Here is a 12,151-nt window from a genome sequence, read left to right as displayed (position 1 = left end):
GATTTAGATCGTAAAGTCACCCAGTTTTTTTGCAACTGCTACATTCTTCAGTCGTACGTAGTCCGGTAGGCCATCCTTATAAGGGGGGTAATCCTCTCCCTGGATAAGGGGCACCAGATATTCTCTGCATTTGTCGGTGATGCCGAAGCCATCCTCGCTGATGAAATCCTCGGGCATCATTTTCTCGACGTTGGCAACTTCGGAGAGTTGCGCCATGCCCACCTTCCACTCATAGGGCTGGTTGGAAACACGCTCTATGGTAGGCATTACGGCGTTATGTCCATTGACGGCGAATTCCACCGCTGCCTTGCCCATCGCGTAAGCCTGCTCTACATCGGTTTTCGAGGCGATATGACGTGCGGCACGTTGCAGATAATCCGCTACTGCCCAATGGTATTTAAGGCCGAGCTCCTCTCTGACAATATTTGCCACAACAGGGGCAACGCCGCCCAGTTGAGCGTGACCGAAAGCGTCACGTATGCCCTGGTCGGAAAGGAATTTGCCGTCTTCCCCTTTTACGCCCTCGGATACCACTACCGAGCAGTAGCCGAATTTTTTGACATTGCTATCCACCTTGGCGATAAATTTTGCTTTATCGAAGGGAATCTCGGGAAAGAGAATGACAACCGGGATTTCACGGTCGACACTGGATGCCAGGCCGCCCGCCGCCGCGATCCATCCGGCATGGCGTCCCATCACTTCCAGCACGAATACCTTCGTCGATGTCTTTGACATGCTGGCGACATCAAAGCTGGCCTCGAGCGTGGATACGGCGATATATTTTGCCACCGAGCCGTAGCCGGGGCAGCAGTCTGTAATGGGAAGGTCGTTATCCACCGTTTTCGGTACATGAATAGCCTGGATGGGATAGCCCAGGGTATCGGCGAGTTGCGAGACCTTGAGGCAGGTGTCGGCGGAATCACCGCCGCCATTATAAAAAAAGTAGCCAATGTCATGTGCCTTGAACACCTCGATCAATCGTTCATACTCACGCCGGTTTTGTTCGAGGCTCTTCAATTTGTAACGGCAAGAGCCGAATGCTCCCGAGGGGGTGTGGCGCAGGGCGCTGATTGCCGAAGCGGAATCCTTGCTGGTATCGATCAGATCTTCAGTCAGGGCACCGATGATGCCGTTACGGCCCGCATAAACCGTGCCTATCTTCTCTTGTTGCTGGCGGGCGGCTTCGATAAGGCCAGCGGCCGAGGCGTTGATGACAGCGGTGACACCGCCGGATTGAGCATAAAAAGCATTTTTTGCAACCATGATTTTCCCCTGATTATTCTAAAATTTTTTCTGCTGCGCATTGCGCCGATGCGTTTGCTGCCTTGGCAGCCTGTCTGACTTGAAGGAAATCGGCTGCAAAAGCGCTTGGCGGTTCATATTTCGCTGATTTTTCGACCAATAGAATATTGATCTTCAAAATCCGCCCCCACCTAGTCACTTTTTTTCGCTACGATTCTTCAAGTCCAACAGGCTGCTGGTGCTACCGTCCTGGCCGCGCAACGATGCATCAGGCTGCAGCTTGTTAAGGCTGCTGCTGTGTTGTTGTTCACGGATTAAACGGCGGTGATATCATAAAGCTCAAGTCCGCCAAGAGTCTTGATCGAGGTTTATTTCAGTGAAGCAAAAATGGCATCGCGGATATTTTCCACCGATCCTACCCCCGCTATCTTGACGTACTTGGGGGCACCTCTTCCGCCGCTGACTGACCATTTGGCATAGTATTCCACCAATGGCTCGGTCTGGGCATGATAGGTTTCCAGCCGCTTTCTCACGGTGCACTCTTTATCGTCGTCGCGCTGTATCAGCGGTTCGCCGGTTACATCGTCTCTCTCATCCCTGGCGGGTGGATTGAATATCACGTGATAAATACGGCCCGAGGCGGGATGCATGCGCCGGCCCGACAAGCGCCTGATGATCTCTTCGTCAGGCACGTAAATTTCGATCACAAAATTGATGGGTACGCCGGCGGCCTTCATTGCATCCGCTTGGGGAATGGTGCGGGGAAAACCGTCGAAGAGGAAACCTTTTACGCAATCGGGCTGTGCGATGCGCGCTTTGACCAGACCGATAATAATGTCATCGGAAACCAGCCCACCCTCATCCATGATTTTCTTGGCCATGGTACCCAGTTCGGTACCCGCCCTGACTGCCGCGCGGAGCATGTCGCCCGTGGATATCTGGGGAATGCCGAAATGTTCCTTGATGTAATTGGCCTGCGTCCCTTTTCCCGCGCCGGGGCCGCCTAATAGAACAATTATGATTATTTCCCCTTATCTCTTTCCATGATCTCCACCTTATAAGGCGGAGCTAGAGGTATTTCTTCATTATTTCCGGTAAGTATAGCGCAGCCGAGCATGAGGCTCGAACTTTTTGCTTCAATTTTATGAATCGAGAAGCTTCAATATATTCTTCCTGCTTCATCGGGCGTGCCGCCGGCAAAATCTGAAATCCATTCACGGGGTCGGCAAGCTATCCAGCTTCAGCAACTGCTCTTTCAGCTTCACCAGCGTTGCGCAAAAATTGCCAAGCCTGTTTTTTTCCTGCTCTACCACCTTGGCGGGGGCACGCTCGATGAAGCTGTTATTGGCCAGTTTGCTCTCCGCCTTGGCGACTTCCCCTTCGATGCGGCCAATTTCCCGAGCCAGCCGTTCGCGCTCGGCCACTATATCCACTTCGATTTTAAGCATCAATCGAAATTCGCCCACGATTGCAACCGGCGCATCGGCGTGGGGCAAGTCGCCGCGCACGATTTCGACGCTTGAGAGTTTAGCCAGCGCCATCAGGTAAGGAACAAATTCAGCGAGCGTTTGCTCATCTCCTGCAGCCAGCAGGGGAACCCTCGATGCTGGAGACAGATTCATTTCGCCGCGTAAAGTCCGGCAGGCGTTGATCATTTCCTTGAGTGCGGCTATCCGGCCGATTGCATCTTCGCTGATCTTCCCGGGGTCGGCTTTCGGATAGGGCTGCAGCATGATGCTCGCGCCTTGCTTGCCGGTCAGCGGCGCGATGTTCTGCCACAACTCTTCGGTAATAAAGGGAATAATGGGATGTGCCAACCGTAATATTGTCTCCAATACGCGCGCCAGCGTGCGGCGGGTGGCGCGCTGTGCAGCAGCGCTGCCGTCATTCAACTGTACCTTGGCAAACTCCAGATACCAGTCACAATACTCATCCCAGACCAATTCATAGATTTCCCGTGCCGCCATGTCGAAGCGGTAATCGCGATAAGCCTGAGTGACCGCGATTTCCGCCAGTTGCAAACGGCTGATGATCCACCTGTCGGCATCGGAATATGCCAATGCCGGCACTTCATCGAGCGCTGAAGTCAAACCAGCCGTTAAACCCGTATCTTTTCCCTCGCAATTCATTAAAACGTAGCGGCTGGCGTTCCACAGCTTGTTACAAAAATTCCGGTAGCCCTCGCAGCGCTGCATATCGAACTTTATATCACGGCCATGAGACGCGAGACTGGCAAACGTAAAGCGCAGTGCATCGGTACCGAACGCGGGAATGCCTGCAGGGAAATGCTTGCGCGTGATTTTTTCGATGGATTCCGCCTGTGCGGGGTTCATGAGACCCGTGGTGCGTTTTGAGATCAGGTCCGGTAGCGCGATGCCGTCGATGAGATCCAGCGGGTCCAGCACGTTGCCCTTGGACTTGCTCATCTTATGACCTTCCGCATCGCGTATCAGCCCGGTTATATACACCTCCCGGAACGGCACTTTACCGGTGAAATACAGCGACATCATCACCATGCGCGCCACCCAGAAAAAAATGATGTCGAAACCCGTGATCAGAACCGACGTCGGCAGAAAAGTCTGGAGTTCGGGTGTTTCTGCAGGCCAGCCCAAGGTGGAGAATGGCCATAGCGCCGATGAAAACCAGGTATCGAGCACATCCTCGTCCTGGGTGAGCTTGCGTTCGCCAGCCAGCCGCCGTGCTTCCTCCAGGCTGTGCGCGACAAAGATGTTGTTATCCTCGTCATACCAGGCCGGAATTCGGTGTCCCCACCACAATTGACGCGAAATACACCAGTCCTGGATGTTTTCAAGCCATTGGTTGTATACATGACTCCAGTTTTCCGGAATAAAACCGATCTCACCGCTCGCTACCACTTTCAGCCCGGCTTTGGCCAGATTATCCATCGCCACATACCATTGGTCGGTGAGCATTGGCTCGATGACCGCGTGGGTTCGGTCTCCGCGGGGCACCATCAGTTTGTGCGGCTTGGTCTCGATCAGAAAACCTTGTTCTTCCAGATCGGAAATGATTTTTTTGCGAGCATCCGAACGGTCCATGCCCTGATACTGCGCAGGCGCCAATTCATTGATTTTTCCGTCCAGCGTGAGGATACCGAGCGGAACGAGCTTGTGCCGCTTCCCGACCTGGTAGTCATTGAAATCATGTGCGGGGGTAATTTTCAAGCAGCCGGTACCAAATTCCGGATCGACATACGTGTCGGCGATGATGGGAATGCTTCGCTCACATAATGGAAGGCGCACGTGGCGACCGATCAGGTGGCGATAACGGAGGTCGTCCGGATGCACGGCGACCGCCATATCGCCCAGCATGGTTTCGGGACGTGTCGTGGCGACAATGATTCTTGCCGGCTCTGTGTCGTCCAGAGCTATTTCCCCGTCCTTTTCGAGTGGATAGAGAATATGCCAGAGAGATCCTTCCTCCTCTACGGATATCACTTCCAGATCGGAAACCGCGGTCTGCAGCACCGGATCCCAATTTACCAGCCTTTTGCCCCGATAGATGAGGCCATCGCGATAAAGCCGGACGAAAGCTTCAGTAACGGCTCGGGATAATCCTGTGTCCATGGTGAAGCGTTCGCGCGACCAGTCGCAGGAGGCACCCAGCCGCCGCATTTGGCGACCGATGGTGGAGCCGGATTCCGTTTTCCATTGCCATACGCGCTCGATGAATTCTTCCCGCCCCAGGTCGCGGCGATTGATATTCTGCTGGTCCAGTTGGCGTTCCACCACAATTTGCGTTGCAATCCCGGCGTGATCCGTGCCCGGCTGCCATAGCGTGTTTTCCCCGCACATGCGGTGATAACGTGAAAGCGCATCCATCAAGGTATGCTGGAAAGCGTGGCCCATGTGCAGTGTGCCGGTTACGTTGGGCGGGGGCAGCATAATACAGTAGGCGGAAATCGCCCCTGCCCCGGCAGGCGTTCCATCGGACATGGATTTGAAATAGCCGGCGGATTCCCATTGCGAGTACCAGCGGTTTTCGATGGTACGGGGATTGAAGCTTTTTTCGAGTTCCATGGATGTTGACGGGGAGGCGGGAAACCGGGAATTATAACGGAAGGTGCGGACGCAAACAGCGACGCTTATCGTCGGGTGATGTTTATCCTGAAGCGGTGGCCGGCCAGAATGAGGCTAAGCGGATGCGCGGGTGGGGCCAGAAGCCGAAAGCCGCTCAAAGTCCGAATAAGCGGGATTCCAGCGACTGAACCAATATTTTTCTCGCATCGGCATGCAGGTCGACCTTCGCATCCCCGAGCGCGGCATCCAGAATTTGCTCCAGCAGCGATGTAATATCAGGCTGAGGCGACAGTGTTTCAGGTGCCAGATATACTATTTCAGTAAGTGTTGGTATCTCGTCTACCGCTATCAACGGTCTCTGCTCTAATGCAGTTCCGTGAGCAGCACTATGAAAAGCCTCGGCTTTGCCATCCGTTTCAACCGAGGCTGAAGCCGATGGGTTGCCCTGGTGCTTGCGCAGCAACGCTTCGAGCTTGCTCAGAATTTCGTTGTAATCAGCTTCTGGCGTCGTTTCATCGCTGCTGTCTGTCATGGAAGTGCCGGCATTCGTGAATAGGTGGAATGGTGGGAAATAGGAGTATCCGCGAGAGGGAAGGATGCAGGATATATTCGCAACTCTACCTAGTTTAACTATACCGCTCCAAGCTTATGATGGCGAATTTCATATCCCCGATCCTGGTAGAAGCGATAGCGTTTTCGCGCCGCTTGCGTATCTTCCGGCGCGGTGCCGGCGATTTCGATCAAACGCCGGAAGCGGCTGAAGAACGAAGGATTTTCAACATCCAGGTTGAGCAGGACATCATCGTGTGGAAGATTCGCGGCGTAGCCAAGTATGACCGGTGTGACATCGGCCAGCTTGTCGTCAGCACGGCAGTGAGGAATAAAATCGATTGAAGAAAAAGTCCATAGAAGTTTATCCAGCCGCTCGATCATTGTTGTATCGGTCGTATAAATCATTACCTTGAAGCCTTTCTGCAACGCTTTGGCGACGAGACGGCAAGCGGTATGAAGTTTATCCTCGCTGCCGGAGTAGAAGTCGATCTCGGTCATGCCAGTCTATTTCGATTTATGCTCAGCAGGCCCTTTTTTCGCCGCTCGCCCGATCAGGAATTGTGTCAGCAGGGGCACAGGTCGGCCTGTGGCTCCTTTTTCCTTGCCGGATTTCCAGGCAGTACCCGCTATGTCCAGGTGAGCCCATCGATATTTCTTCGTGAAACGCGACAGGAAGCAGGCTGCGGTAATGGTTCCGGCGGCGCGGCCACCAATGTTGGCGATATCGGCAAAATTACTTTTCAGTTGCTCCTGGTACTCGTCCCATAACGGCAGCCGCCAAGCGGGATCCGCCGCTTTCCCGGAAGCGTGCAGCAATTCCTCCGCCAGTTCTTCATCCGCGCTGAGCAATCCCGACGCAACATGGCCGAGCGCGATGACACAAGCACCGGTAAGGGTGGCAATATCTATTACGGTCTCGGGTTCATAGCGCTCGGCATAAGTCAGTGCATCGCACAGGATCAGACGTCCTTCAGCATCAGTATTGAGAATTTCCACGGTTTGCCCGGACATGCTGGTAACGACGTCGGCGGGCTTGGTGGCATTGCCACCCGGCATATTTTCGGTGGTGGGGATGATGCCGATCACATTGACGGGAAGCCGCATTTTCGCCACCGCTGTAATGGTACCGAGCACGCTGGCCGCGCCGCACATGTCGTACTTCATTTCATCCATTTCCGCTGCGGGCTTCAAGGAAATGCCGCCGGTATCAAAAGTGACGCCCTTGCCCACCAGCACGACCGGTTTTTCCTTCTTCGTCCGTCCCCAGTATTCCAGCGCGATCAGCTTGGCGGGTTGATGGCTGCCACGGGCAACAGCCAGCAATGCGCCCATGCCGAGCTTCTCCATGTCCTTCTGCTCCAGAATGGTAACCTTGAGCTTATAAGCCTTGGCCACGTCGATGGCCTGTTCCGCAAGGTAGGTCGGGGTACAGATGTTGGGCGCAAGATTGCCTAAATCCTTGGCCAGATTCATACCATCGGCAATGGCAAGGCCCTGCTGCAGGGCTTCCTCGCTGGCGGCAAGTTCTACGCGGCTGCCCTCGTCCATGGTGCAAAGCGTGACTTTACGAAGAGGCGGTTTGGTTTCTTCAACCTGGCTCTTGAGCCGATCGAAGCGATACCTGCTTTCCATCGCGATAATGGCGGTTTGTGTAACTTTCCATGCGGTTTCACGATTTTTGACCGGCACCTCATTCAAAAACAGGGCGGCGTCGGTAGCGCCTGTGCCATGCAGCGCCTTGAATGCGCCGCGCACCACATCGCAGTACGCTTTATCGCTGAGCGCTTGTTCCTTGCCGAGTCCCACCAGCAGTATTCGATCGCACAAGGTGTTGGGCACATTGTGCAGCACCAATGCAGAGCCTGCCTTACCCTCCATATCGCCGCTGCGCAATAGGCCGCCGATATAGCCATCGGCGATCTTGTCCATGGCTTCCGCCGCTGCGGTCAATTTGCGCGGCTCGAATACGCCCACCACCACACATGCACTGCGCTGCTTCTCCGGGTTTCCGCTTTTTATATTAAATTTCACCACTTGCTCCTCGATCAGGGGTCTTGTCGACAGATTACTCAAGCCGGATAATGGTTGATTATCGCCGGACTGTCCGCATAAAGTCAAAGCAGACAGTATACTGTTTTCAAAAGCCTCTTTGACTGAATTCTCTGTCCCAGGCAGCATGGTAAGTACGATGAATAAGCGATCCACAACATTGTCATGATGAAGCCTAAGGTTGCTCATAAAGAAAAATCAGCAGATGACTATCAAGCAAAGCTCGCTGCCCCATTTGCCGTACTCGGTCTTCGCATCGAGGAAGACTGGCTGACCGATATAGCATACCTGCCCACCGACACGCCGTTACTTGCGCCGCGCACTGCTTTGGCCAAGGAAGTCTGCCAGCAGCTGCAGGCGTATCTGGCTGATCCGAGCTTTATATTCGATCTGTCGATGCACATTGGCGGCACGGTTCACCAGCGCAGGGTATGGCGTGCCATCCAGGACATCTCCAGCGGGACTACACGTAGTTATGGCGATATTGCTGCACAACTGCATTCAGCCCCGCGTGCCGTGGGGCAGGCATGCGGAGCCAACCGCCTTCCGATAATTATTCCCTGTCATCGCGTTATTGCTAAGAACGGCGGGCTGGGCGGGTTTATGAATGCGAGCGACGGCGTCCCGCTTACTATCAAACGCTGGCTGTTGCACCATGAAGGGGCCTGAGCTTGACTCTGACTCATGCTTGCTGGACGAATTCTCGGATGCCTTGTGGCTGGAAGATGGTTTGTCGCGTAATACGCTGGAAAGCTACCGCAGCGACCTGCAGCAATTCAGTCAATGGCTGGCTAAACAGAGCGAGCGAAAACAGAATGATAGCTTGCTGGTAGCGGCGACTCATCCCGATCTGTTGGAGTTTCTTGCCTATAAGGTTTCCGCCAGGGTGAAGGCGAGCACTACCAGCCGCGAACTGTCGAGTTTAAAGCGGTTCTACCGTTTCCTGTTGCGCCAGGGAAAGATTCAGGCTGATCCAAGTCTCAACATTGATACGCCCAAGCTGCCCCGTAATTTGCCGGCAAGCCTCACCGAGGCGGATGTGGAAGCCTTGCTTGATGCGCCCGATGTCAAGGTTCCATTGGGATTGCGTGATCGCACCATGCTTGAAGTGCTATACGCAAGCGGACTCCGCGTATCTGAACTGATCAGCCTGGAAAGCCAGCAAATCAGCCTGAACATGGGTATCGTACGAGTAATCGGCAAGGGCGGAAAAGAGCGGTTGACACCATTGGGCGAAGACGCGCTGGAGTGGGTCGCTCGCTACACTAGAGAGACCAGACCGGAGTTGCTGAAGGGGAAATCGAGTAACGCACTGTTCATTACCACTCGTGGCTCGGCCATGACACGCCAGGCTTTCTGGTATCTGATCAAACGTTATGCGCGCCAGACAGGGATCGCCAAGCCGTTGTCGCCACACACGTTGCGACATGCTTTTGCTACGCATCTGCTCAATCATGGTGCTGATTTACGCGTTGTGCAATTGCTGCTGGGCCATGCAGATATTTCCACCACGCAAATCTATACTCACGTGGCGCGCGAACGGTTGAAGCGCATTCATGCCCTGCATCATCCACGAGGGTGATTGATAGCTTTTTTCACCCATCACGATCCTGAGGAAGAGATACAAATAGAATAGCCGCACTTCTACCGGTAAAAAAATTCGTTTTCGTCCATCCTCTGCTAGAGTTAGCTTAAGCGAGCTGATGATGTGAAGAAATAATCGCCGCTCCACATAACTTTACCGACAAATAAGGAGAAAATCATGCGTAACCAATTATCAATTATTTCCATCGCGATAGTCTTGGCAATGGGTGGCTGTGCCAGTACGCCTGAAACGCAAAATAACAGAACTCGAGACACGGCTATAGGCGCCGGGATCGGTGCAGGTACAGGCGCAATAATTGGCGCTCTTGCAGGTAAAGGGACAGGTGCGGCGATTGGTGCCGCTGCGGGTGCCGGCCTTGGGGCCATTGCCGGGAATGTGTGGTCCAGAAGAATGGAACAGCAAAAAAAGGAAATGGAACAAGCTACCTCAGGTACGGGTGTACAAGTCGTCAAGACATCGGATAACCGCCTGAAGCTGGATATCCCCAGCGATATTTCATTTGATACCGGCCGCGCGGAGATCAAAAATGATTTCAAACCAGTGCTGGATAGTTTTGCGACGAGCCTGAGCAATAACACTGCTTCCCAGGTAACGATCATTGGACATACCGACAACTCGGGTAGCGATGCAATCAATAATCCCTTGTCCATAAACCGTGCGGCCAGTACGCGGGACTATCTGGTGAGCCGGGGCATTTCCCCAAATCGCATCAGTATCGATGGTCGTGGTTCCCGCGAGCCTCTCGTCGCAAACGATACACCCGCAAACAGAGCTAAAAACCGTCGTGTTGAAATTTTCGTGGCTGAGCCGCAAGCTGCTTCAGAGTAAGACCGCAATTACAACGCAGTAAACAACGGGTGGTTAAAATGGGGCTGGTTGCATCGTCTCTCGCTCATTGGAGCGAATTGAATTCACCAGTCCTCCAAGGGTTGTTATCGACTGTGCGCGATGTCATGGACCGGTAGGCAAGTCCCTGACGGGTATGCGCCAGATAAACGCAACCAGGATGGTGCCCAGCGCAGCCAGCATCACCTGATGCCAGACAGACGGCATCATCAGGATGGAACTGCCGAATGATATCGCCAGCAGTAAGTAAACCCAGCGCTTGACCCGCCGTGGGATGCTGCGGTGTTCGATCCATTCGCGGATGATCGGACCTGCAACGCGATTAGCCAGAAGCTTGTCATGGAAGTGTTTCGAACTGCGCGCGAAGCAGGCCGCAGCCAGCAGTATAAAGGGAGTGGTAGGCAATATCGGCAGCACTATGCCTGCCACGGCAAGTATCAGCGCAGCGAATCCCGCTGCCAGATAGAGATACCTTATGACAGGCGAATCGTGCAGCCGTATCGACGGCGGCTCTTGCTGCTCCTGGCATACCTCATCATTCAGACGCTCTTGCATATGCTTGGGCTTATGGAAATATCGACGAGTTCAAAAATTTAACCGCTCTTTTATCAAGCGTGGGCGGTTAGCCGGTATAATAAAACCTTGAGGGCGTGCAAAATACTAATTCAATCTTGGGGCAATCATGTCTAAGGTAAACACACTGATCAATTTGAGCATACTACTACTGGGCATGGTTTTATTGCCCCAGGCCGCATTTTCTGAAACCGGGCAGGGAGTGTCCAACGTGACCGAACTTATAAAAGAAGATACCAAGATAGGCACCGGCGAAGAGGCAGTGGTCGGTAAGGCGGTTGAAGTGCATTATACCGGCTGGCTTTACGATCCCAGTGCGGCTGATAAAAAAGGAACAAAATTTGATAGCTCGCGTGATCGCGGCGCGCCTTTTTCGTTTCTGCTGGGTGCGGGCCGCGTAATCAAAGGCTGGGATCGAGGTGTAGCCGGCATGAAGGTGGGGGGGCAACGAACCTTGATCATTCCCGCTGATATGGCGTATGGCGCGCGAGGAGCGGGGCAAGGGGTCATTCCACCGAACGCGGCACTGATTTTCGAGGTTGAGCTGTTAGGTTTGCGCCAAGGATCTACACACTGATTATCCCAGCGATGAGATATTGCCATCTTCTCAAGCTGATTAATTCAGATGATTGAATCGGCTATTTCGCTATCTTGAGTATCCGCGGTTGCCAAGCAAAAAACCCTGAAATGCACGTTGACTTATCAGCTTAAAGCATTCACAATTGGCAGTTTCGTTTGGAGGGGTTCCCGAGCGGTTAAAGGGATCAGACTGTAAATCTGACGGCTCTGCCTTCGAAGGTTCGAATCCTTCCCCCTCCACCAAATCAGGTGGTGTATACAGAGGTATGGCAGGGCTGCGAGGCGCTGGTAACGTCTGCAATCCTGATGAGCCCGGTTTTAGATAGCGGGCGACGCATGGTGGTGCGCGACGCCTTTTCTCTGATAAGTTGATTGGGCGCTTCAATCCAGATCGATGGCTAGATGCGGGTGTAGCTCAATGGTAGAGCAGAAGCCTTCCAAGCTTACGACGAGGGTTCGATTCCCTTCACCCGCTCCAGGTTCGGAGCCAGAGAAAAACCGAAAAGTGTTGGCAAATTGTTGCAGGATACTAAAGGTAAGTGACAGGTTTTAGGCAAGAAGACGCTTGCCCATGTAGCTCAGTGGCAGAGCACTCCCTTGGTAAGGGAGAGGTCGCCAGTTCAATCCTGGCCATGGGCTCCATAGGACGTGAATATAAAGGTGC

The 12,151-nt window shown here is 53.6% G+C and carries 12 protein-coding genes and 3 tRNA genes; 7 read left to right on the top strand and 8 right to left on the bottom strand.

Annotated elements, in window-relative coordinates; genetic code table 11:
• Nucleotides 1-3: 3 nt before the first annotated feature.
• The 7 genes from F822_RS04495 to F822_RS04470 form a co-directional block, all read right to left on the bottom strand.
• Nucleotides 4-1,263, bottom strand: a complete 1,260-nt coding sequence (locus tag F822_RS04495; protein ID WP_025040236.1) for a 6-phosphofructokinase — start codon at nt 1,261-1,263, stop codon at nt 4-6.
• A gap of 13 nt (nt 1,264-1,276) precedes the next feature.
• Nucleotides 1,277-1,420 carry a hypothetical protein gene (locus F822_RS15185; protein WP_156304339.1) on the bottom strand — a complete coding sequence of 48 codons (144 nt, stop codon included), beginning with the start codon at nt 1,418-1,420 and terminating at the stop codon, nt 1,277-1,279.
• 190 nt (nt 1,421-1,610) lie between these two features.
• A complete protein-coding gene (gene adk / locus F822_RS04490; protein WP_025040235.1) occupies nt 1,611-2,264 on the bottom strand; it encodes an adenylate kinase in 654 nt (217 codons plus the stop codon).
• 192 nt (nt 2,265-2,456) lie between these two features.
• A complete protein-coding gene (locus tag F822_RS04485) occupies nt 2,457-5,282 on the bottom strand; it encodes a valine--tRNA ligase (RefSeq protein WP_025040234.1) in 2,826 nt (941 codons plus the stop codon).
• A 154-nt stretch (nt 5,283-5,436) separates the two neighbouring features.
• Nucleotides 5,437-5,814: a hypothetical protein gene (locus tag F822_RS04480; protein WP_025040233.1), complete on the bottom strand. Its 378-nt coding sequence runs from the start codon at nt 5,812-5,814 to the stop codon at nt 5,437-5,439.
• A 98-nt stretch (nt 5,815-5,912) separates the two neighbouring features.
• Nucleotides 5,913-6,332 (bottom strand): DNA polymerase III subunit chi, encoded by a 420-nt coding sequence (locus tag F822_RS04475; protein WP_025040232.1) that lies wholly within the window; start codon nt 6,330-6,332, stop codon nt 5,913-5,915.
• Between the two features lie 6 nt (nt 6,333-6,338).
• A complete protein-coding gene (locus tag F822_RS04470) occupies nt 6,339-7,865 on the bottom strand; it encodes a leucyl aminopeptidase (protein ID WP_025040231.1) in 1,527 nt (508 codons plus the stop codon).
• A gap of 183 nt (nt 7,866-8,048) precedes the next feature.
• On the opposite strand from F822_RS04470, the gene F822_RS04465 reads away from it, so the two are divergent.
• The 3 genes from F822_RS04465 to F822_RS04455 all read left to right on the top strand — a co-directional run bounded on the left by F822_RS04465 (nt 8,049) and on the right by F822_RS04455 (nt 10,317).
• On the top strand, nt 8,049-8,552 hold the full coding sequence (locus F822_RS04465; RefSeq protein ID WP_025040230.1) for a methylated-DNA--[protein]-cysteine S-methyltransferase: 504 nt from the start codon (nt 8,049-8,051) through the stop codon (nt 8,550-8,552).
• On the top strand, nt 8,539-9,465 hold the full coding sequence (gene xerD, locus F822_RS04460) for a site-specific tyrosine recombinase XerD (RefSeq protein WP_025040229.1): 927 nt from the start codon (nt 8,539-8,541) through the stop codon (nt 9,463-9,465). The genes F822_RS04465 and xerD overlap by 14 nt, the downstream gene beginning before the upstream one ends.
• Nucleotides 9,466-9,645: 180 nt before the next feature.
• Entirely contained in the window at nt 9,646-10,317 is a 672-nt protein-coding gene (locus F822_RS04455; RefSeq protein WP_025040228.1) for a YiaD family glycine zipper/OmpA-like lipoprotein, read from the top strand.
• A gap of 123 nt (nt 10,318-10,440) precedes the next feature.
• On the opposite strand, the gene F822_RS04450 is transcribed toward F822_RS04455, so the two are convergent.
• Nucleotides 10,441-10,890 (bottom strand): YbaN family protein, encoded by a 450-nt coding sequence (locus F822_RS04450; RefSeq protein ID WP_025040227.1) that lies wholly within the window; start codon nt 10,888-10,890, stop codon nt 10,441-10,443.
• A 127-nt stretch (nt 10,891-11,017) separates the two neighbouring features.
• On the opposite strand from F822_RS04450, the gene F822_RS04445 reads away from it, so the two are divergent.
• The 4 genes from F822_RS04445 (at nt 11,018) to F822_RS04430 (ending at nt 12,129) form a co-directional block, all read left to right on the top strand.
• A complete protein-coding gene (locus F822_RS04445; RefSeq protein ID WP_025040226.1) occupies nt 11,018-11,485 on the top strand; it encodes an FKBP-type peptidyl-prolyl cis-trans isomerase in 468 nt (155 codons plus the stop codon).
• A gap of 160 nt (nt 11,486-11,645) precedes the next feature.
• A tRNA-Tyr gene (locus F822_RS04440) sits at nt 11,646-11,730 on the top strand.
• 161 nt (nt 11,731-11,891) lie between these two features.
• Nucleotides 11,892-11,965: transfer RNA gene (locus tag F822_RS04435), tRNA-Gly, on the top strand.
• 89 nt (nt 11,966-12,054) lie between these two features.
• A tRNA-Thr gene (locus F822_RS04430) sits at nt 12,055-12,129 on the top strand.
• Nucleotides 12,130-12,151: the final 22 nt, after the last annotated feature.

Origin of the sequence: Nitrosospira briensis C-128, from assembly GCF_000619905.2 — a bacterium.
GTDB classification, from domain to species: domain Bacteria; phylum Pseudomonadota; class Gammaproteobacteria; order Burkholderiales; family Nitrosomonadaceae; genus Nitrosospira; species Nitrosospira briensis.
Note: the sequence above shows the minus strand (reverse complement) of the source record. Positions and strands in the feature narration are given on the sequence as shown.

Excerpts from the sequence above, each read along its gene's own strand:
- F822_RS04495 (WP_025040236.1), bottom strand. The coding sequence starts at position 1,263 with ATGGTTGCAAAAAATGCTTTTTATGCTCAATCCGGCGGTGTCACCGCT.
- F822_RS04485 (WP_025040234.1), bottom strand. The coding sequence starts at position 5,282 with ATGGAACTCGAAAAAAGCTTCAATCCCCGTACCATCGAAAACCGCTGG.
- F822_RS04480 (WP_025040233.1), bottom strand. The coding sequence starts at position 5,814 with ATGACAGACAGCAGCGATGAAACGACGCCAGAAGCTGATTACAACGAA.
- F822_RS04475 (WP_025040232.1), bottom strand. The coding sequence starts at position 6,332 with ATGACCGAGATCGACTTCTACTCCGGCAGCGAGGATAAACTTCATACC.
- F822_RS04465 (WP_025040230.1), top strand. The coding sequence starts at position 8,049 with ATGATGAAGCCTAAGGTTGCTCATAAAGAAAAATCAGCAGATGACTAT.
- xerD (WP_025040229.1), top strand. The coding sequence starts at position 8,539 with ATGAAGGGGCCTGAGCTTGACTCTGACTCATGCTTGCTGGACGAATTC.
- F822_RS04455 (WP_025040228.1), top strand. The coding sequence starts at position 9,646 with ATGCGTAACCAATTATCAATTATTTCCATCGCGATAGTCTTGGCAATG.
- F822_RS04450 (WP_025040227.1), bottom strand. The coding sequence starts at position 10,890 with ATGCAAGAGCGTCTGAATGATGAGGTATGCCAGGAGCAGCAAGAGCCG.
- F822_RS04445 (WP_025040226.1), top strand. The coding sequence starts at position 11,018 with ATGTCTAAGGTAAACACACTGATCAATTTGAGCATACTACTACTGGGC.